The sequence below is a fragment of the Bacillus sp. JKS001846 genome, from assembly GCF_900176455.1.
GTDB lineage: Bacteria > Bacillota > Bacilli > Bacillales > Bacillaceae_G > Bacillus_A > Bacillus_A cereus.
The window spans coordinates 3,587,035-3,606,015 of record NZ_FWYG01000001.1 but is presented as its reverse complement, the minus strand read 5'-3'; the positions used below and the strand labels follow the sequence as shown (position 1 = coordinate 3,606,015).

Sequence of the window (18,981 nt, the reverse complement as noted above, 5' to 3'; positions counted from 1 at the left end):
GGTGCAAAATGACACATACGTATTATGAAGTAATTGATACACCTATTTCAATTGAGGAAGTTACAAACAAAGTAATTCGTCGTGAGTGTGGCGCAGTTACTACTTTCGTTGGTACTGTTAGAGAATTTACGAAAGGGCGTCGTACGCTACATTTAGAGTATGTAGCATATAAAACAATGGCAGAAAAACAACTTGAGAGAATTGGTACTGAAGTAGGAGAGAGGTGGCCTGGGACATTTGTCGCCATTACACATCGCATTGGTACATTACAAATTTCTGATCTTGCTGTTGTCGTCGCTGTTTCTACACCACATCGGAAAGCAGCCTATGAGGCGAACGAATATATTATGGAGCGTATAAAACAAATCGTTCCAATTTGGAAGAAAGAATTTTGGGAAGATGGTGAATCATGGGTTGGTGATCAGTTAGAGAATGTAGCATATGAGAATGGTGAGCCTGAAGAGGAGATGAGAATATGATTGAAGTACTATTATTTGCACATTTACAAGAAGAAGTAAGTAAGCCAGCATTACAAATCGATTGTGAAAATATTACAGTTGCTGAACTAAAGAAGGTACTCATTAAGAAATACAACGTAGCGATTTCAAATGAAATCATGGTGGCTATAAATGAAGAGTATGCAAATGAGAATGACATCATTCAAACTGGTGATACTGTGGCGATGATTCCGCCAGTAAGTGGTGGTTGATTCTTTTCGACCTAATCATGTTACGACGTGATTAGGCTGGAGAGAATGAATATAACTATGCATACATAGGAGGGAACAGGATGAAAAGTCCTAATTTTCAATTAAGTTTACAAACTTCTAATCTAATTATAGGTTTTATGGTATGGGTCATTTTATCATCATTAATGCCTTATATTAAAGTGGATATCCCATTAACTGCGGGGCAAATTTCTATGGTCACAGCAGTACCCGTTATTTTAGGTTCTGTTCTTCGCATTCCAATTGGTTATTGGACAAATCGTTTCGGAGCAAGAAAATTATTCTTTATTAGTTTTATTCTATTATTACTTCCTGTCTTTTATATTAGTGTTGCCAATTCTATGATGGATTTAATTATTGGTGGATTATTTGTAGGAATCGGTGGTGCTGTATTCTCTGTAGGAGTAACTTCTTTACCAAAATACTTTCCGAAAGAGAGTCATGGTTTTGTAAATGGTATTTACGGTGTCGGTAACGCCGGAACAGCAATTACTTCATTTTTAGCGCCTGTTATCGCAACTTCAGTTGGCTGGAGAACGACAGTACAATGTTATTTAGTTTTACTTGCAGCATTTGCACTTATGAACTTTTTATTAGGTGATCGTAGGGAGAAAAAGGTGAATACACCATTAATGGAACAAATAAAAGGTGTATATAAAAATGAGAAACTTTGGTTTTTATGTATCTTTTACTTTTTAACATTCGGATCATTTGTCGCATTTACAGTATACTTACCAAACTTTTTAGTATCTCACTTCGGATTAGAGAAAGTAGATGCTGGTATGCGAACTGCAGGATTCATCGTACTCGCAACAATTATGCGTCCGATTGGTGGTTGGCTCGGCGATAAGTTTAATCCATTTAAAATATTAATCTTCGTATTTATCGGTTTAACACTTTCAGGTATTATTTTATCATTCATGCCTAGTATGAACGTGTATACATTTGGTTGCTTACTAGTCGCATTTTGTGCAGGCATTGGTAATGGTACAATCTTTAAACTCGTTCCAATGTACTTCTCAGAACAAGCAGGTATTGTAAATGGACTCGTTTCAGCTTTAGGTGGACTAGGAGGGTTCTTCCCGCCCCTAATTTTAACATTACTATTCCAACTAACAGGCCATTATGCAATTGGATTTATGGCATTATCAGAAGTCGCACTTGCTTGTTTAATCATTACAGTGTGGATGTATAGTCAAGAAAAGCTGTTAGTGATGTTAAAGAATCATTAATAAGGAAAAAGAACCATCCCAAAGTATTTTGGGATGGTTCTTTTAGTAATAGGCTTCAACATGTTTTTATTGATCTCTCAATAAACGCTTATTTTCTATAAGAATGTGCTTTTAAAATGAAGATGTCAAAAGTTATTCAATTAAAGGGCAGATTAGTTAAGGAAATCTTTAAAGTATTTACATATAGACTTGCGAAAAAAGACACAATCTCGCTTATAATTAAAGTTATATGAGCTTAGGGTGATAGCGATGGGGTGGGAGTGTCAAGTAAGAATTTTATGCATAATTGCCACTAAGGGAGATGATTAAAAGTTGAGTAAACAGAATATCAGCACAATAGTTTCAGGAGATTTGATTGTTACCCATCTAATTGGCCAGATTAATACAGAGGATGTGTATGAATGGTTTAATGATTTTGAGCAGGTTTGTCAGCAATTTATTTCTGAGGGTCGGAAATACAAATTGTTGGTGGATAGAAAAGGGTATACCCCAAATCATTTTTCTGTTCAAAAAGTATGGAAAGATAAGTTCTTCAATGAAACCATTTTGAATCATAGTAAGGCAATTGCATTTCTTCTTGAAGAAGGAGAGATACTGAAGTATTTGCAACAATCCAATACAAAAGAATCCGTGGAGTTTTTTGATGATTATGAACAAGCGCTAATTTGGTTGAATGAATATCCAATATAAAAACTGAATAGAAAGAGTTGCTCGTAATGTTACACTTGTCATGAAATTTATTTGTTTACAAGTTGCAAACACCATTTATTTTCTTCATAGATTGCTTGTGAAATAAAAGAACGGAACTACAACAAAAAGAACAAACGTCTCCTAAAAAACGTTTGTCCAAAGGTAATTACTATTTTAACTAAGAAATAGATTACAATTTATGTGTACGAGAAATCTTTTTTATAAGTTTAGGCAATATAGATGTTAGTTCTTGCTTCAAACGCTTCGTAAATGATGGATCTTTACCAGAAGTTGAAATAGTGACAACATATTCATTATTTCTTATAACGCCAGGTGTGTGAAAAGATGATTCTGTACCATCACTTACAACGTTAACCCACTGGAAATCATGAGCGGCCTGTTTGACCATCATATTTACAGCGTGTTGATTTGTAGCTGCATAAATAAGGTGAGCATCTTTAATATCATCATTACTAAAAGCTTTTTGCTTCCAAGTAATATAAGAAAGTTCCTTCATTTCCTCGCAAATTTCTGGGCTGACAACAGTGACGAAAGCGCCTGTATCTTTTAATCCAGACGCTTTTCGATATGCAATTTTACCTCCACCAATGATAACAACCACTTTATTTTGTAGATTAAACATAAGAGGGTACATGTTATACATATATGCATTCCTCCATTCGTTCTAACAATGTTAGTTTCATATATGTATCAAACTGAAGACAGTTACAAGTCGTAACATGATTGTATTTTTTTGTATGCAATTCAATTTTTTGAAGTAATAATCCGGTAAAGAGAAGGTATGGCATGACATATACATGGGACGCAGTCGATGTTATATCCTTGAGCTCAACAGCAAAAGAGGGAGTTCCTTTCGTTAAAAAGGAACAGGATACTGGCATACCAAGTTTTCGTTCGATGGCTGCTCCGATTTGTTGTAACTCATGTATCGGTTGTGTATCACTACTGCCTCGTCCTACGAGTAAAATACTACTATTTTGCATTGGCATAGCTTCACGTATTCTTTTCACTACAAGTTCCACCATATGTGGATGTGTACTAAAAGGAGGTACAACTGAAAATGTTATTTGTGGATATTTCTTTTGTAGTTGTTCTATTTCAAAAGGAACATCACGTTTGTAGTGAGCTGCTGCAAATAATAAAACAGGTACAATCATTATTTCAGTTACTCCCTCTATTATCGTTTCTGTAACTGCATCCGAAATAGTAGGTGTCGTTAGTTCTAGAAAAGCTATTTTTTGAATTCTTTCGTTTCGCTCTTTCATAACAGATTGAATAAATTGAATGAATTGTTCATTACCTTCTTGTAGCCGGCTCCCATGTCCAACATATACAATTCCTTTCATTGTCTCACCATGTCTTTCTTCATAAGAGTTTCTTGTAATTGATGATCTACGTTATGAAACCCAACTTTATTTGCATAGTATAAAGTTGGAACGTCGGTATACGAGAATGGGAGAGTAAGAATATTGATAAAGCCAAGGCGTTTTATTTCTGCTAGAAACGTATCAATAGAAGCACGACCTTCAAATACAATGCTATCCCATGAGAATTCAGAAAGCATACGTGAATGAATTTCATCGAAGCGATGATCAATTGTGTACTCATGAGTCATCATATAGGAACCAGCACCAATTTTTTCTTGAATAACAGCAATTCGGTTAATGTTTCGTCCTAAATAAACTGTTGTATTGGAAGAGAACTCTGCTTGTTTACTTAGTAGCCCATATTGCATAAGTTTTTCTTGAGTGGCAACGTTCATATGTTGTAGTTGCGCTTGTAAAGAACGAATATCTTTTTGGTGTTTACTACATGATTGCATCAATATTTCTACACTTTCAGCTGAACAAAAAACAAGACGATTAACGTTAAAAATTTCATTGATTTGTTCAAGTGTTAATGTGTATTCTACCTTTTTGAAAGTAGGAATTTGATATATTTCTGCACCGGCTTCTTGTAACTTTTGCTTCATTGAACTTGTTTTATTCGTTGCAGATGCAAATAAAACTTTTTTCTCGTGTAATGGTTTACGTTCTTTCCAAGCGATCTGATCCCGTAAGGAAACGACATCACCAATAATTGTCATAGAAGGATTAGAAATATTTTCGTTTTTGACAATAGAAACAATGGTAGACAGTGTCCCTGTGACAACGCGCTGTTTACCAGTTGTACCCCATTCAATGACTGCTACTGGCGTATCTTCTTTTTTTTCTGCTTGTAGTAAGTTTTCACAAATTGTAGGTAAGTTTTCTATACCCATGTAGTAGGCAATTGTGTCGCTATTGTGAGATGAATTATATTTTCCATGGTCGGTTAAAGGACCTTTTGCATGTCCGGTTAATAAAGTGACGCTATTACTGTAGTCACGGTGGGTGAGGGGAATACCTGCATAGATACTAGCGGCGATGCTAGATGTAATACCTGGTACAATTTCATATGGAATATTTGCTGATGCTAAAGTTTCTGCTTCTTCACCAACACGGCCAAAAATAGATGGATCTCCGCCTTTTAAGCGGACTACGATTTTTCCTTCTTTCGCAAATTGAAGGAGGTGTGCGTTAATCATTTCTTGACGCATAGTATGATTCTTTGGCATTTTTCCGCAATAAATAAGTTCACATGTTTCTTTTGTATAATTAAGAAAGGAAGGGTTTAATAAGCGGTCATATAAGACGATATCTGCACGATTTAAGCACTCCATCGCTTTTTTTGTAATAAGCCCTTCATCACCTGGTCCTGCACCAACTAAATATACATATCCGTTCATATTCGCACCTCGTCTATTTTTATTTAAAAGGAAGCCAGGGGAGGCTTCCTTTTGTAAATTACATGTATATATAAATATCCCCGTCAATAACTTCTACTTCATACGTTTGAATACAACCATCATCAGGTTTTTGAACTTCACCTGTTAGTAGTGAAATTTTCCAATTATGTAGTGGACAAAAGACGAATTCTCCAGATACAATACCTTCCGCTAATGGCCCGTTTTTATGAGGACAACGATTTTCTACAGCTCGAATATCGCCATTTGAAAGGCGGAATAGGGCGATAGACATACCTTTCATTTGTACCTCTTTACCGATTTGAATAGGAAGGTCTTCTGCACGCATAACTTTTATTTTTTCTTTCGTTTGTATCATATAGATCACAGCTCCTTATTTCACAGTTTCTACTTCATACATCGCTTTTAATGATTTCGTTTCTAGTGCTTGTCCCCATGCTTCTTTATATGTGCCACGAGCTTTTTGGAAACGTTCATTTAACTTAGTGACCATATTTGCATCTTGCAGTATTTCCTTTATGTGATCGAAGCCTAATCGTTCTGTCCAGTAGGCAGTACGCTCTCCATAAATACCAGTTTCACGATAATATTGCATGTAAGCTGTAGCGATGCGAAGGACATCATCTTCAGTAGGGACAATCATTACAAAATCAGCTTCGCGTACTTCCGTACCACCATTTCCGCCAATATAAAGTTGGTATCCATTTTCGACACAAACAACGCCAAAATCTTTCGTCAGTACTTCCGCACAGTTACGCGGACAGCCCGTTACACCCATCTTTATTTTATGAGGTGTATCTACCATTTCTAATGATTGTTCAAGCAACATACCAAGTCCTAATGAATCTTTCGTACCGAAACGGCAGAAACGAGAGCCAACACATGATTTTACATTACGAAGAGATTTTGAATACGCATATCCAGAAGCCATATTTAATTCAGCCCATACGTTAGGTAAATCTTGTTTCTTAACACCGTATAAGCCAATTCGGCTCGCACCTGTAATTTTCACAAGTGGAACATCGTACTTTTTCGCAACTTCAGCAATTTTCATTAAATCATCTGCTGTTGTAACGCCTCCGTACATACGTGGAATAACAGAGAAGGTACCATCGTGCTGGATGTTACCATTCATTCTTTCATTCACGAAACGGGATGATTTATCATCTTCATATTCTTCTGGAATCGCCATACGTAAATAGTAGTTTAAAGCAGGACGACATTTCGAACATCCATCTTCATGTACAAAACCAAGAACGTTTCGTACTTCTTTTGGAGATTTTAAACCTTTCTCATGAATGGCCGCTACGACTTCATCACGTGATAAAGGTGTACATCCGCACATACCGGTAGACTGTGCAGAAGCATCAAAAGCATCTCCAAGTGTATGAGATAAAACTTGTTCTACAAGCGGACGACATTTACCACAAGACCCTGCGGCTTTCGTACAGGCTTTAACTTCTTCAAAAGTCTTTAACTCCTGTTCTAAAATGGCGTGAACGATTGTGCCTTTCGTAACACCATTACATCCGCAAATTGTGTCATCCGCACTCATAGTAGCAACGTCAAGTTCACATTCTTCACCAGCTTTGTGAAGAATGGAAGCTGGTGTATATTCTTGTATATCTTCTTCTTTCTTTAACATGCTAAAGAGGCGGGTACCGTCAGCTGTATCACCGTATAAAACGATACCGACGACTTTATTATCACGAATTAATATTTTTTTATAGGAACGTTTACATTCATTAAAGATGGATATTGCTTTCGTTTGATCATCTTCATAAATTTGGCCAGCAGAGAATAAATCACAACCAGCAACTTTTAAGTGTGTACCGACGATACTGCCCGAATATCCATCAGTTTGTAAATTTGTTATATGTTTTGCTAATATCGCACCTTGTTCATAAAGAGGAGCAACAAGTCCATATGCGATACCGTCATGCTCTGCACATTCTCCAACTGCATAAATGGACTCATCATTTGTTAGCATATAGTCATTGACTACAATACCGCGATTTACAATTAGACCAGCATCTTTTGCTATTTGCGTATTTGGCCGTATTCCGACAGCCATTACGATTAAATCACAATCTACAACTTCACCGTCTTCAAATTGAATGCCCTCAACATGGTCTGTACCAAGAATTTTTACAGTTTTCTTTTCCATTAAAAACTTCATGCCTTGTGCTTCTAAATCTTCACGCAGAAGAGCAGCTGCTTTCGTATCTAGTTGTTGCTCCATTAAGCTAGGCATTAAATGAACAACATGTACGTCCATTCCTAAATCAATTAGACCTCTTGCGGCTTCTAAACCGAGTAACCCGCCACCAATGACAACGGCCTTTTTCTTTTCTTTAGCGGTATCTATCATAAATTGTGTATCTTCAATAGTTCGAAATCCTGTTACACCAGAAAGTGCGGAACCTTCAACAGGTAAAATAAAAGCACTAGAACCTGTTGCGATAATGAGCTTGTCGTATGTAAGAGTATGCTTCTTTTCTGTAATAATAATTTTTTCTTCTCGGTTAATACTTTGAACTCTTTCATTCGTATACAAAGTTATTTCGTTTTCTTCATACCAACTGTATTCATTCATAATGATATCTTGTATATTTGTTTTGCCTTGTAAAACATGAGAGAGCATAATGCGGTTGTAGTTTGGATGCGGTTCATCTCCAAAAATAGTAATCTCATATGAATCACTATCATGTTTTAAGATTTCTTCCATACAGCGAATGCCAGCCATACCATTTCCGATCATAACTAAACGTTTTTTCATTTTCGTTTCCCCTTTTTATGTGAAATATTGAACAAAGGATTATATTTTTATTATAGAAAATCAAATAAGGGGGAGATGTGATATTTATCACATCTTTATAATGATTCACAAATTGTTAAAATTCGGTTTTATGTGAAGGGGATGTGAATATTTTTCGCGAAACGAAAAAGCAGGCCATAAGTATTTACACTCATGTCCTGCACTTGATTTATGCTTTCGTAATGGCACGCGGAAATAAAATATTATTTTCTAAATGAATATGCTCAAATAAATCAGACTCTAGCGCTTCGAGGCGTTGGTAAACAAGTCGATAAGTACCGCAAGCACCTTCTGGAGGAGTAAAGTCATTTGTCACTTTACGAAGTTCTTTTATAATATTTCCAGCATGATTGTGCTCATTTTCTAGTTCATTTACTACTTTACGTAACTTAGCATAGTTTTCATTAGTTGGATTTTGTTCAAATTCTAAAATTAATGGAAAATCTTCCATTTCTTCTTTAATTAAATGCTGTTCTAATTCCATTCTAAGTTCATGAAATAGCTCATGAATTTGAGCAAAATGAGGCTGACTTGCCCCATGAACACGTAATACTTTTGTCACATATGGACTTAACTGTGGTAATTCTTCATTTAAATAGCGGTGATGCTTATTTATGACATAATCAATCAATTCACGATAAGAAGCATTTTTCCAATCAATTTCCGATTCATTTAATCGTTTCGTATTATGATAAAGCGTATTTAACTCTGTAAGCACTTCAGTAGCTGATAAATTTCTTTCATGAATTGCATCAATAAGTGGCTTATTACCGCCACAACAAAAATCTATTCTATATGATTTAAAAAGATCACTAGCTTTCGGAAATTGTGTAACAATCTCACCAACAATTGAAGTTTCAGTAAATGTATGTTCCATATGAATGCCTCCATAAAATTTTAATGTAATATCTGAATTAAGAATAGCGATAAATTAAAATCTATGTAGTGATTGAAATCACTTATTCTGTGTCGTTTTTGAGAATAATAAGAAGAATGTTATTAAAATAAGGGGGAAAGTAATAAGTGGTAATATTTTACGTTAATAAAAAAGAAGCTTAGTAAAAGCTTCTTTTTTATTACTATTTTTCACATGCAATTCCATCGCCATCACGATCAAGATGAGAGCTATAACCTGGTTGCCCTTTATGTAAAGGAGCTTTCCCAGCTGCTCTAACTGCAGCACAATTTTTGTAGTATGCACTATCAGTATTACCATTAGCTGGTTGTGTTTGAGCTTGCTGTGCTTTTTGTTCTTCTTGTTGTTTACGAGCTTGTTCATCAGCCTGACGTTTTTGTTCTTCTTGTTGTTTACGAGCTTGTTCATCAGCCTGACGTTTTTGTTCTTCTTGTTGTTTACGAGCTTGTTCATCAGCCTGACGTTTTTGTTCTTCTTGTTGTTTACGAGCTTGTTCATCAGCCTGACGTTTTTCATCCTCTTGCTTACGAGCTTGTTCTTCGGCTAGACGCTTCTCATCTTCTTGCTTTTGAGTTTTTTCGTCCGCCTCTTTCTTTTCTAGCTCTTTTTTCTGTTCGCTATCTTTTGGCTCTTCATTATTAGAGGCAACTTTTGTACTAGTTGCTGTCGTTTTTTCAGAAGAAGGAGCTGAAATACCTAATAACACAACAAAAATGACAAATAATACAGCTGTAATAATAAATTGTTTTTTCGCTACACCTGTTTTCTTAATAACAGATAAGATTGCTAGAACAAGGAAGAATATAAATAGAATGAAACTTAAAGTAGAAAAAAACTCGACGACGGGGTGTTCCGATTTTGTTGTACCGGCCGTTATTAATATAATAGAAATCATAAAAAGAATAACGGTAGGACGTCCATATTGTTTTGCTTTTCCATTTTTCTTAAAGAATGAAATGATACATAAGATTAAAAGAATAAAAGCAATAAAAAATAAAGCTGCACCAATATTACTTAAAATCGACATTTTCATACCTCTATTTGTAAGATTCTTCTTATTGATTATATAGGAATTTATTGGATATTACACGTTTTGTATAAATTTAGAAAATTAATATTTTTAATAGACTCATAAACATTTATTTTATATATAAGGAAAAATGGATATATTTCCTATTACTTTTTGAAAGAGATTTCATAAATTATAGTATATCAATTGAAAGGAGGAGATTTGAATGGAATTTCAATTGTTGGTAACTTGTATATTACAAGAAGGTAATGCTTACTTTTTAGTAACGAAGGTAGATGATGTTATTACGTTAAAAGTACCGATTACTGCGGGAGTAGCAGGTTTATTTTTAACTTTAGGTGTACCAAGATGTTCTTAATTTAAATCTATAGTAGAAGAGGAAGGGACATGCCTTCCTTTCCTACTATTACATAATATAATTATGTAAACTTAAATGTCATATTTGTGATAGCACGTTTGAAATGGACATGCATATACTATAATGTTTCATTGGATGTTAGCGGTGAAAGGTAGTTTTAATAAGTGCATCCAGTGATATTTTTAAGCTATGAAAATAAAAGAGGTGCTATTATATATGAAAAGAAAAACATTGGATATTCCAGTTACATTGCGAAGAGAGTGGTTTTTAATAGAGTTAGCTCATTTAACGAAAAAATATGGAATTGAAATTGCAACTAGTAAAATGGATGCTGCACCGTTTTTAAGAGATCAAGTTACGGAGTCAAAGATAGGGAAAGGGCTACAATACGATAAATATGATGATGAGTATATAATTGAAAATTAAAGGGTAACAACAAAATTAAATTAATTTATAACAAAATATAAAATAAAGCAGATTCTAAATATAGAATCTGCTTTATTATGAAATACTTGTAGTCAACTAGCCTCTTTCTAGTGTTTTTCCTACATATTTCTCTTGCGTTATTCCAAAAGAGTCACGAAGAATGCGAGCATAATCTTTAGATTCTATTGGTCGTTTATTTTTGGTGCCTTTAAAGGTTTCTGTATAATTTTTATTTGTTAATGATATGTGACCATAAGTAGTTAATTTACAAGTGATAGCTCCTTTATTAAAAGGAGATTCTTTATGCTCTACAATCACTTTTTGAATCTTATTCACTTTTTTCTCATCTATTGGATCTACAGTGAAAGCATAGCCTATTTTCCATTCGTTTGAAGGTTCAGATTGTAAGAAACTTGTAGATTCCCCGTTAGCTCCTTTTCTCATTTCTAAAATATGCGTACCTTTTCGAGTATTTCGCTTACGAATTCGATATTCTCCTGTTTGAGAGGAGATGACTTCTCCGTTAAAAGGGACTGGATGTAAAGGGAGATGAGATGCAAAACCTGCATCCACAACATAATCTTTATCCTCATGACTTAATATGATAATGACATGACCATCATCGGGTTTCCATTTATTATCGTAAAGGTCATAAACAGTACCGGCTACTTTGTATACTTGAAACCCACAATCAATTAAAAAATAATACAATAGGGAGTTTAATTCATAACAAAGTCCACCTCGTTTTTGAATAAGTAACTTTTCTATTAAGTTATCTTTTGAGATATTTTTAATAGTACCAGCCATAATATCAAGATTTTCATAGGGGAGGATCATTCCCATTTTTAAGAGAATTTCATCTAAATCATCAAGTGTTATTTCTTTTGCAGGAATTTCTAAGCGTTTAAAAAACTCCTTTTGTAATTTGGTCATCATAAAGTATTCTCCTTTCTTTTTACAGAATTTTCTTCTGCTCACCGATAGGTTAGTACTTCTAAAAAGTTAATTCAAGTGTGCGGAAATTATCATAATATATGTTTCTGGAAATATGATTTTCTATTCGGAAATTTCAGTTTAATTTTTAATCGTAGGAAAGTCTTATAATACAAGCTCCTTTAAAATTAGTTTGTATTTAATGAAAAGAAAGTACATATCTTTATTATATTTTTAAATAACTAACTAGTAATAAAATGTTTTTTTACTAAAATTTTTTCAAGATTTGTATGCTTTATATAAACAATAATGATTTAAAAAATATCTGGGTGTAGCGAAGTTAACAATTATTGAGAAACTTTTTTGTCGTATTCTATCAAAAGGAAGAGGTAGAAACAAAGAGAATAACGAGAGTTAAGGAAGAGGGTATACAACTAGTAACCTTCTAAAAATAAAAGATTAGCTATTATTAAGGAAGGGAAAATATAAAATATTATAAAGAACACCTTCTTTCAAAAAAATAGGGGGAGTAATATGCGACTGATGAGAAGATGTGTGGCCTTACTAATTGTATTTTTTATCATGGCTCCAACGATTAGCACAAATGTACAGGCAGAAGTTGTAAAAGAGCTTGGAAAGGGGTTTCCTGATACAGAAGTATTCACACCTGGAGAATGGTTTTTAGGCCAAAAACCTGCTAATTATGATGAGAATAAACCGCCAATTCTCTTTGTACAAGGAAGAAATGGTAATGCTGATAGTTGGTATGGAAAGACAGTATATCATGATATAAATGATATGTATGATTATGCTTTAAAAGCAGGTTATCAAACAGTGTTTATACAATTGTATGATGCTGCAGGGAAAGGTTCGGCTAGTCAGTGGGATAACGGAAAATTGTTAGCACAAAAACTTGAAGAAATATATAATTATTTCGGTAAAAAAGTTAATATTGTAGCGCATAGTAAAGGTGGTATTGATACACAAGCCGCATTAGTTGAATATGGTGCGAATCGATTTGTTGGAAATGTTATTACACTTGCTACACCGCATCACGGCTCAAATTTAGCAGATTTGTCATATAGTTGGTGGGCAGGTTGGCTTGCTTCTATATTAGGTCAAAAAGATGATGGTACGTATTCGTTACAAATAGGTGAAATGGCAAAGTTTCGTTCAATAATAGATAACAACCCAGCAGCTAAATTAAACCGTTACTATACGGCTACTGGAACTAGCTGGGGGCCAACATTTTCTGCATTATCTATGGGCGGGTTATATTTATCATCGTACGGTTCAAATGATGGACTAGTAAATGAATGGAGTGCGAAGCTATCGTACGGTACACATTTATTTACAGATTCCAGATTTGATCATGACAATATAAGAAAAGGATCAGCTGTTTTTGCACGAATTGAACCATATTTACGTACGACAAATGTGGGATTACCAGCTTTAGTAGCATCCAGCACTAGTTCAAATGAAGATCTAGAACAATTAAATACAACTTCAAATCAAAATATTTTAGGAGGCGAATTACCACAAAATCAGTGGATAGAGCAAAGTATTTCTGTTGATAAAAAGGCTGAAGGAATCGTTTCTGTACTAACTGCTTCTTCTGATGTAGAAGTACAAATGGTATCTCCAAAAGGAAAAATCTATGCAAATAAAGATAGCGCTATAACTACTGGTGAAGGCGAATCTTTCTTTAATAGGGCGACAATTAGAACATTTAAGTTTGATAAATTGGAAGTAGGCGAATGGAAAATCAAAATGATGGCGAAGCAGTCGAAAGATGCATATTTAGTTGTAAGCGATTACAAGGATGACGCACCATTTGTTCTTCGAATGCCTACAAAAGTTAAAATAAATAAACCTGAGTATAAACTGAAAAAATCACCTGTAGCACCTGAAATGAAAGGGGATCTTTCCATAACAGTAAGAGTCGTTAATAAAGAAGGTAAGTTAGTCTCTGAATTTAATGAATTACAAAATGTTAATACGAATACATTTACAGGTGCTTTGAAAGATATAAAACAACCGGGAGTATACAACGTTACGATGGATATAAAAGGGATGAATAAAGAAGGAAAACCATATAATCGTACGATTGTTAAGTCGGTTTATGTAGAGAAATAAGGAAGAATAAATAAGTATAATAAAAAGTGCAGAAATCTTGTGTTAGAAAGAATTCTGCACTTTTTTATGTGGGGAGAGATAATAAAAGTTGAAAAAACTGTTATTCAATAAAAAAAGATGCTGAAATAGCATCTGAATGTGAAGAAATAATTTTAACTTAGTTTTGTAACTGTTAATTCAACTGAATTTATACCATTGTCACAAGTTACAATACTTTGACGATTAAAACCACTATTATTTCTAAGTTGAAGAGTTGAATTAGCAGGCACTGTAACAATTGTTTCGCCAACGAGTTGAAGACATTCGTTATTTGATGAAGTATTCATTTGAATAGCGAAGTCACCTTGACTATTAGCAAGTGGATTGTTATTTAAAAATATAGTTATGACTGGGATATGTGGAAATACAGGATTTAAAGTAGTATTAATACTGGAAATGAACGAAACTCTATAATCACCAGCTTGTCTAAAGTGTATAGTAGTAGGATTTAGTAAGGAAACACCTCCTGCTAAAGGTCCAACGTGATTAAATGGAAAAGGATCGCCAAAAGGAACAGTTATAAATTCAGTTTGCCAAAAAGTTCCGTATGCAGGACAGCTTCGTTTATGTGAATGGTCACATGAACATTTTTTATTTGAACTGGAAGAAGATTTGCATGAGCATTTTTTATACGAGTTTGAAGAATGATAGTATGAACCCAAAATATTACCTCCTATTCTTAATAAATTTAAACCACATAGTAGTTTATGAAGATGAATCACAATTGGCGTGTATGCTTGTACTATAAAAGGAAATAGATTTGGAATATAAAGTGGTCAAATGATGAAGTGTAGTATTTGGGTATTACCTGTAACACCTTTTGAAGATGATAAGGTTTATAATTTGATAGAAAAATAAATGGAATTTCTAAATAGATTGAAGTAACGAGGAAACGTTTATCCCGCTATTTTCCGAGCAGTAAGACTCCCATCTCAAAATTCAGCGAAAGCAAAGAAGTTAGGTGGGGGATGAATTAAACCCCCACTCATTAAAATTTCACTTTACTATATTTATTTAGTCTGACAAAACAGAAATATTACCTTTAGCTGTATGGATGTTATCATTTGGTGAAGTTATAATATTTAGCTATATTTATATTAGGTTATTCAGTTTATTTTTTATTTGCGTAGCTGAGCAGGAAAAAGTCAGAAAATATAGAATAATATACATATGAAGCATCGTTTGTTTTTGGTGTGAATAGTAATTAAAGATACGCTAAAATATTTAAAATTGTAACGAAAGAGAGATTAAATAATAGAGGGAGCAACTTACATGGAAAATATATTAAAGGTATCTTCAAAATCAAGCCCAAATTCAGTCGCAGGTGCAATAGCAGGAGTACTAAGAACAAGTGGTAATGTGGAAATTCAAGCGATTGGGGCTGGAGCTATAAATCAAGCGATTAAAGCAATTGCGATTGCAAGAGGGTTCGTCGCTCCAAGTGGTATTGACTTAGCTTTTGTTCCAGCGTTTCAAGAGATTTCTATCAATAATGAAGAAAGAACAGCGATTAAATTAATTGTAGGCCCTAGAAAGAAAAGGTCTTAGTAGAAGAGAGCGTTACTATAAGGGAAAAAGGCCAATAGACTTCCCAGGTTAGATACGCTATTTTATGTAACCGATCCTTGGGTGTGGACACGGCATTATACCGGACTCATGTCTGTTAATTTCTCCTTAAATTTAGCGCGTGTTCTAGATACTTAAAAATGCCAAATCCTTTGTGATATAAGGGATTTGGCATTTTTGATGTTTTTAAAAATAAACAACCTTAAAACTGCTCATTTAGAAGATTTAGTTTTAGTAGCGGCCATTGAACGTTTTTATAATAGTTTACCTGATAAATGGTCTTTCTAATTCTTGCAGCTATAGACTGTTCGTGTTGGTATCTATTCAAGTCAATTTTATTACGCTCCATAACCTTTGTTTTAATTTGATTCAGTGTTCCTGCTCCATCTAGTTCGGTTAATATTGCTATAATTTCATCTAGCCATGAAGTGCTGTTGGACATACATATACCTCCTAATAAAACATGTGTACTTATTTTTATTTTAATCTTTTAAATTTATATATTCATATATTGATTCAATAAAATTAGCAAAATATAAATCTATTGATAATATTATTAAAGCGTTGAATGAGAGCTTTATTCTTTCTGAGGATGAGCAAGAGGAAGATATGTATCAGGCTAATATTGATTCGGATTTTAGTAAAGTAAAGATTGCAGAAGAAGAGAAACCGGAAAATCGAAAAAAAACTAAAATGGAATCTGGTAGGGAAGTATGGCCTCGTGATCCGAAAAAAGCTAAACAAGCTATTAAACAGGCAGAATTTAAATGTGAAATAGATGACACACATGAAACATTTGTATCGGAAGCCAGCCGAAAAAATTATATGGAGGCCCATCATCTAATACCGTTAAGAATGCAACATGATTTTGAAAATAGTTTAGATGTTGTTGGAAATATAGTTAGTATATGTCCGAACTGTCATAGGTTGATTCATTATGGAAGAGACAAAGATAAGAAAAAAGTTTTAGAACTTCTCTTTGAACAAAGAAAAGATTCTTTGAAGAAGTTCGGTATTGAGGTATCTCTCAAAGAGCTATTTGGATACTATGGAATTCTAAAATAAGAATATTCATAGCTATAGTGAAGGTAGAATGTTTCATACTTAAACATAGCTATTATTGTGATGGAAATTTAAATTTCGTCTTTTGAAAGTATCAATAATTTGTATTATTTTTATAGGGTTATATATTTTTCTTTTGCTCTGCTGTATAGCAGAGCTCTTTTTTTTGTCGTACAAAAGCCACCTATATATGTGAAGTGCACCCCAATTGTTAGGCTGTGTCTAACAATTGGGGTGCACTTCAGTCCTGTCGGGCGGCTTCTTTTAATTTATATTCACCAATTCATCAAACTTAAACTTAGTATTCAAACCAAAGGCATCTGTACAATATATAGTTTTCGTCATCGGTTCAATATGTAATACATTTATGTACATGTCTTGCACCATTCCATCACGATAGTATGAGATATGTATTTCTTCTTCCTCGTGAAAAGATTGCATTAACGCTCTTTCTATTCGTTCCATAGTATCTTGTGTTAAAAAAGGTTTAGGTACTTTATATTGTTCCTCAAACATTCTATGTATTTCCTCGTATTGCTTCGGTATTGAAGCAAACGGATTCCATTTCACCATACCTCTTCCACGTACTACAGGAAAGCTGTTATATCCCATGATGTAATACCTCACTTTTGTTTTTTTAACTCCACTACAAACAAACATGTGTTCTTTTTTAAGGTTTGAAAAGGGACCATTTTGTTAACATGAATATTCAAAAATAATTTTTTCAAGTTAGAATATTCAAAAACTTATTTATGCAAACAAGCATGTCATGATAACATTTAACAAAAGGGGGTAGAAGTAGATGAGTGTTGACATTATTTCTAAAGAAGAAATCACAAAATTATTAAACGAATGGTATCAAGCTATGATTTCACAACGTGTATTACAGTCTCAGAAAATAAAAGAAGATATTGCAAATAAAATCAATAATATTAAGGAAGACCAAACAATATTAGTCTACTACGCTTTATTGAATGCACGATATAAACTGCTAATTCGGGATATGGATAGTACAAAAGATATTCTGGACAAAATCGAGCCTTTATCAGAGTCTACAGAAACATTTTTAGAGTACTATCATCATTTATTTAAAGCAATTTACGCTATTAATAAAGCAAACCATAGTGAAGCAAGAATGCAATTTGAAAAAGCTGAAACGTTTTTAGAATACATGCATGATAAAATTGAAAAAGCAGAATTTAATTATTGGCTTGCAGTCCATTACTATCACGTATTAAAACCGATCCTAGCAGTTCAATTTGCTACAAAGGCGAATGAAGTATTTTCAATTAGTCCAGGGTATGAATTAAAAACTGCAGCATGCTTAAATACTTTAGGAATGGCACACATTCGACTAAATGAATTCGAAAGTGCAGAGGAATATTTACTTTCAGCACTAGGTACCTTCCAAAAATCTAATGATGAACTTCTTATTAAACGAGTTAAGCATAATTTAGGACTTTTATACGCAAGTCAAAACATGCCAGAGTTAGCAATTAAACACTTAGAGGATTCATTAGAAAATAACGCTAAAACTATGTTTCTTTTAGCAAGAGAGCATTTTAAGTTAGGTTATAGTCATATCGCTAATGAATATATTGAGAATGGCTATAAGATTAGCGACTTATGTTATCGTCATCATTTCCGAATTTTAAAAGCAGTACATAACTATGTACCGCAAGAAGAATTAGAAAATGTGGTTATAGAAGGTATTTCGTATTTTGAAAAAGAAGAATTATATGATTGGGTAAAAGAATATGCTTCTCTTTTAGGTGAAAGATTCTATGGTTCAGAAAATCACAGAAAAGCAAGCAAGTATTTGCACATCGCTTTAGATGCAGACAAAAAGAGCATAGAAAGAAGGGCGCTAAAATGAAAAAAGCAATCTTATTAATGATGATGTTATCCGCTGTTTTTACTTTTGGTCTTACTAATGTAAAAGACATACCACAAAACGAAGCAATTGAAGTGTTTATGGATCATGGAGAACATATTTAAAACCTAAGGAAGAGGGCGCTTATAGTGTCCTCTTTTTAATATCTATTATTTATATGATGAGGTTGCAGGTACGTCTTTTGGTTATTGTTTGATAAACGTAAGATGTTTCTAAAAATGTGTATACAAAGGTGTAATTTTGTACTGTATATGTTCACGTACTATATAAAAAAGTATGAAAATCTATAAAAATAATTATTTCAATAAAATTTGTTTTAGATATTAAAAAGTGCCAAAACCCTTGTGG

22 protein-coding genes are annotated in these 18,981 nt (G+C 33.7%); 11 read left to right on the top strand and 11 right to left on the bottom strand.

The window, feature by feature from the left end:
* Nucleotides 1–8: 8 nt before the first annotated feature.
* The 4 genes from B9A45_RS19215 to B9A45_RS19200 all read left to right on the top strand — a co-directional run bounded on the left by B9A45_RS19215 (nucleotide 9) and on the right by B9A45_RS19200 (nucleotide 2,649).
* Nucleotides 9–479 (top strand): molybdenum cofactor biosynthesis protein MoaE, encoded by a 471-nt coding sequence (locus B9A45_RS19215; protein ID WP_000149980.1) that lies wholly within the window; start codon nucleotides 9–11, stop codon nucleotides 477–479.
* Nucleotides 476–709 carry a molybdopterin converting factor subunit 1 gene (gene moaD, locus B9A45_RS19210; RefSeq protein WP_000573682.1) on the top strand — a complete coding sequence of 78 codons (234 nt, stop codon included), beginning with the start codon at nucleotides 476–478 and terminating at the stop codon, nucleotides 707–709. Before B9A45_RS19215 ends, moaD begins: the two co-directional genes overlap by 4 nt.
* Nucleotides 710–789: 80 nt before the next feature.
* Nucleotides 790–1,959 carry a nitrate transporter NarK gene (gene narK / locus B9A45_RS19205; protein WP_000841858.1) on the top strand — a complete coding sequence of 390 codons (1,170 nt, stop codon included), beginning with the start codon at nucleotides 790–792 and terminating at the stop codon, nucleotides 1,957–1,959.
* Between the two features lie 312 nt (nucleotides 1,960–2,271).
* Entirely contained in the window at nucleotides 2,272–2,649 is a 378-nt protein-coding gene (locus B9A45_RS19200) for an STAS/SEC14 domain-containing protein (RefSeq protein ID WP_000043362.1), read from the top strand.
* Between the two features lie 190 nt (nucleotides 2,650–2,839).
* Here the strand turns inward: B9A45_RS19200 and B9A45_RS19190 are convergent, their stop codons facing one another.
* The 7 genes from B9A45_RS19190 to B9A45_RS19160 all read right to left on the bottom strand — a co-directional run bounded on the left by B9A45_RS19190 (nucleotide 2,840) and on the right by B9A45_RS19160 (nucleotide 10,216).
* Nucleotides 2,840–3,313 carry a precorrin-2 dehydrogenase gene (locus B9A45_RS19190; RefSeq protein WP_000282595.1) on the bottom strand — a complete coding sequence of 158 codons (474 nt, stop codon included), beginning with the start codon at nucleotides 3,311–3,313 and terminating at the stop codon, nucleotides 2,840–2,842.
* Nucleotides 3,306–4,016 carry a sirohydrochlorin chelatase gene (locus B9A45_RS19185; RefSeq protein WP_000676479.1) on the bottom strand — a complete coding sequence of 237 codons (711 nt, stop codon included), beginning with the start codon at nucleotides 4,014–4,016 and terminating at the stop codon, nucleotides 3,306–3,308. Before B9A45_RS19185 ends, B9A45_RS19190 begins: the two co-directional genes overlap by 8 nt.
* Nucleotides 4,013–5,437 carry a uroporphyrin-III C-methyltransferase gene (locus B9A45_RS19180; RefSeq protein WP_001014978.1) on the bottom strand — a complete coding sequence of 475 codons (1,425 nt, stop codon included), beginning with the start codon at nucleotides 5,435–5,437 and terminating at the stop codon, nucleotides 4,013–4,015. Before B9A45_RS19180 ends, B9A45_RS19185 begins: the two co-directional genes overlap by 4 nt.
* 58 nt (nucleotides 5,438–5,495) lie before the next feature.
* Nucleotides 5,496–5,813: a nitrite reductase small subunit NirD gene (nirD, locus tag B9A45_RS19175; RefSeq protein WP_016109877.1), complete on the bottom strand. Its 318-nt coding sequence runs from the start codon at nucleotides 5,811–5,813 to the stop codon at nucleotides 5,496–5,498.
* Nucleotides 5,814–5,828: 15 nt separating this feature from the next.
* Nucleotides 5,829–8,234 (bottom strand): NADPH-nitrite reductase large subunit, encoded by a 2,406-nt coding sequence (gene nirB, locus B9A45_RS19170; protein ID WP_000746917.1) that lies wholly within the window; start codon nucleotides 8,232–8,234, stop codon nucleotides 5,829–5,831.
* A 208-nt stretch (nucleotides 8,235–8,442) separates the two neighbouring features.
* Nucleotides 8,443–9,150, bottom strand: coding sequence for an iron-sulfur cluster repair di-iron protein (gene ric, locus B9A45_RS19165; protein ID WP_000401358.1), 708 nt, complete (start codon nucleotides 9,148–9,150; stop codon nucleotides 8,443–8,445).
* A 202-nt stretch (nucleotides 9,151–9,352) separates the two neighbouring features.
* Nucleotides 9,353–10,216: an excalibur calcium-binding domain-containing protein gene (locus B9A45_RS19160; RefSeq protein WP_033699045.1), complete on the bottom strand. Its 864-nt coding sequence runs from the start codon at nucleotides 10,214–10,216 to the stop codon at nucleotides 9,353–9,355.
* Nucleotides 10,217–10,424: 208 nt separating this feature from the next.
* On the opposite strand from B9A45_RS19160, the gene exsG reads away from it, so the two are divergent.
* Entirely contained in the window at nucleotides 10,425–10,577 is a 153-nt protein-coding gene (gene exsG, locus B9A45_RS19155) for an exosporium protein ExsG (protein WP_084064546.1), read from the top strand.
* Nucleotides 10,578–10,793: 216 nt separating this feature from the next.
* On the top strand, nucleotides 10,794–11,003 hold the full coding sequence (locus B9A45_RS19150; RefSeq protein ID WP_000824207.1) for a hypothetical protein: 210 nt from the start codon (nucleotides 10,794–10,796) through the stop codon (nucleotides 11,001–11,003).
* 96 nt (nucleotides 11,004–11,099) lie between these two features.
* On the opposite strand, the gene B9A45_RS19145 is transcribed toward B9A45_RS19150, so the two are convergent.
* Nucleotides 11,100–11,939, bottom strand: coding sequence for an arylamine N-acetyltransferase family protein (locus B9A45_RS19145; RefSeq protein WP_000988429.1), 840 nt, complete (start codon nucleotides 11,937–11,939; stop codon nucleotides 11,100–11,102).
* Nucleotides 11,940–12,470: 531 nt separating this feature from the next.
* Between B9A45_RS19145 and B9A45_RS19140 the strand changes: the two genes are divergently transcribed.
* Nucleotides 12,471–14,072 (top strand): lipase family alpha/beta hydrolase, encoded by a 1,602-nt coding sequence (locus B9A45_RS19140; protein ID WP_001238710.1) that lies wholly within the window; start codon nucleotides 12,471–12,473, stop codon nucleotides 14,070–14,072.
* 152 nt (nucleotides 14,073–14,224) lie between these two features.
* On the opposite strand, the gene B9A45_RS19135 is transcribed toward B9A45_RS19140, so the two are convergent.
* Entirely contained in the window at nucleotides 14,225–14,773 is a 549-nt protein-coding gene (locus B9A45_RS19135; protein ID WP_000536153.1) for a hypothetical protein, read from the bottom strand.
* Between the two features lie 610 nt (nucleotides 14,774–15,383).
* Here B9A45_RS19135 and B9A45_RS19130 point away from each other — a divergent pair.
* Nucleotides 15,384–15,659, top strand: coding sequence for a stage V sporulation protein S (locus tag B9A45_RS19130; RefSeq protein WP_000427801.1), 276 nt, complete (start codon nucleotides 15,384–15,386; stop codon nucleotides 15,657–15,659).
* 220 nt (nucleotides 15,660–15,879) lie between these two features.
* Here the strand turns inward: B9A45_RS19130 and B9A45_RS19125 are convergent, their stop codons facing one another.
* On the bottom strand, nucleotides 15,880–16,119 hold the full coding sequence (locus tag B9A45_RS19125) for a hypothetical protein (RefSeq protein WP_000071989.1): 240 nt from the start codon (nucleotides 16,117–16,119) through the stop codon (nucleotides 15,880–15,882).
* A 167-nt stretch (nucleotides 16,120–16,286) separates the two neighbouring features.
* On the opposite strand from B9A45_RS19125, the gene B9A45_RS19120 reads away from it, so the two are divergent.
* The gene (locus B9A45_RS19120) at nucleotides 16,287–16,742 is read left to right on the top strand and encodes an HNH endonuclease (RefSeq protein ID WP_000283853.1); all 456 of its coding nucleotides are present in this window, start codon (nucleotides 16,287–16,289) and stop codon (nucleotides 16,740–16,742) included.
* Between the two features lie 261 nt (nucleotides 16,743–17,003).
* Here the strand turns inward: B9A45_RS19120 and B9A45_RS19115 are convergent, their stop codons facing one another.
* Entirely contained in the window at nucleotides 17,004–17,351 is a 348-nt protein-coding gene (locus tag B9A45_RS19115; RefSeq protein WP_000541076.1) for a YolD-like family protein, read from the bottom strand.
* 190 nt (nucleotides 17,352–17,541) lie between these two features.
* Here B9A45_RS19115 and B9A45_RS19110 point away from each other — a divergent pair, with 190 nt between their 5' ends.
* A complete protein-coding gene (locus B9A45_RS19110) occupies nucleotides 17,542–18,615 on the top strand; it encodes a response regulator aspartate phosphatase (RefSeq protein ID WP_084064544.1) in 1,074 nt (357 codons plus the stop codon).
* Entirely contained in the window at nucleotides 18,612–18,737 is a 126-nt protein-coding gene (locus tag B9A45_RS19105; RefSeq protein ID WP_000709202.1) for a hypothetical protein, read from the top strand. Before B9A45_RS19110 ends, B9A45_RS19105 begins: the two co-directional genes overlap by 4 nt.
* Nucleotides 18,738–18,981: the final 244 nt, after the last annotated feature.

Excerpts from the sequence above, each read along its gene's own strand:
- B9A45_RS19140 (WP_001238710.1), top strand. The coding sequence starts at position 12,471 with ATGCGACTGATGAGAAGATGTGTGGCCTTACTAATTGTATTTTTTATC.
- narK (WP_000841858.1), top strand. The coding sequence starts at position 790 with ATGAAAAGTCCTAATTTTCAATTAAGTTTACAAACTTCTAATCTAATT.
- B9A45_RS19150 (WP_000824207.1), top strand. The coding sequence starts at position 10,794 with ATGAAAAGAAAAACATTGGATATTCCAGTTACATTGCGAAGAGAGTGG.
- nirB (WP_000746917.1), bottom strand. The coding sequence starts at position 8,234 with ATGAAAAAACGTTTAGTTATGATCGGAAATGGTATGGCTGGCATTCGC.
- B9A45_RS19145 (WP_000988429.1), bottom strand. The coding sequence starts at position 11,939 with ATGATGACCAAATTACAAAAGGAGTTTTTTAAACGCTTAGAAATTCCT.
- moaD (WP_000573682.1), top strand. The coding sequence starts at position 476 with ATGATTGAAGTACTATTATTTGCACATTTACAAGAAGAAGTAAGTAAG.
- B9A45_RS19125 (WP_000071989.1), bottom strand. The coding sequence starts at position 16,119 with ATGTCCAACAGCACTTCATGGCTAGATGAAATTATAGCAATATTAACC.
- B9A45_RS19215 (WP_000149980.1), top strand. The coding sequence starts at position 9 with ATGACACATACGTATTATGAAGTAATTGATACACCTATTTCAATTGAG.
- B9A45_RS19115 (WP_000541076.1), bottom strand. The coding sequence starts at position 17,351 with ATGGGATATAACAGCTTTCCTGTAGTACGTGGAAGAGGTATGGTGAAA.
- nirD (WP_016109877.1), bottom strand. The coding sequence starts at position 5,813 with ATGATACAAACGAAAGAAAAAATAAAAGTTATGCGTGCAGAAGACCTT.
- exsG (WP_084064546.1), top strand. The coding sequence starts at position 10,425 with ATGGAATTTCAATTGTTGGTAACTTGTATATTACAAGAAGGTAATGCT.
- B9A45_RS19110 (WP_084064544.1), top strand. The coding sequence starts at position 17,542 with ATGAGTGTTGACATTATTTCTAAAGAAGAAATCACAAAATTATTAAAC.
- B9A45_RS19185 (WP_000676479.1), bottom strand. The coding sequence starts at position 4,016 with ATGAAAGGAATTGTATATGTTGGACATGGGAGCCGGCTACAAGAAGGT.
- B9A45_RS19130 (WP_000427801.1), top strand. The coding sequence starts at position 15,384 with ATGGAAAATATATTAAAGGTATCTTCAAAATCAAGCCCAAATTCAGTC.
- B9A45_RS19180 (WP_001014978.1), bottom strand. The coding sequence starts at position 5,437 with ATGAACGGATATGTATATTTAGTTGGTGCAGGACCAGGTGATGAAGGG.
- B9A45_RS19120 (WP_000283853.1), top strand. The coding sequence starts at position 16,287 with ATGTATCAGGCTAATATTGATTCGGATTTTAGTAAAGTAAAGATTGCA.
- B9A45_RS19190 (WP_000282595.1), bottom strand. The coding sequence starts at position 3,313 with ATGTATAACATGTACCCTCTTATGTTTAATCTACAAAATAAAGTGGTT.
- ric (WP_000401358.1), bottom strand. The coding sequence starts at position 9,150 with ATGGAACATACATTTACTGAAACTTCAATTGTTGGTGAGATTGTTACA.
- B9A45_RS19105 (WP_000709202.1), top strand. The coding sequence starts at position 18,612 with ATGAAAAAAGCAATCTTATTAATGATGATGTTATCCGCTGTTTTTACT.
- B9A45_RS19160 (WP_033699045.1), bottom strand. The coding sequence starts at position 10,216 with ATGTCGATTTTAAGTAATATTGGTGCAGCTTTATTTTTTATTGCTTTT.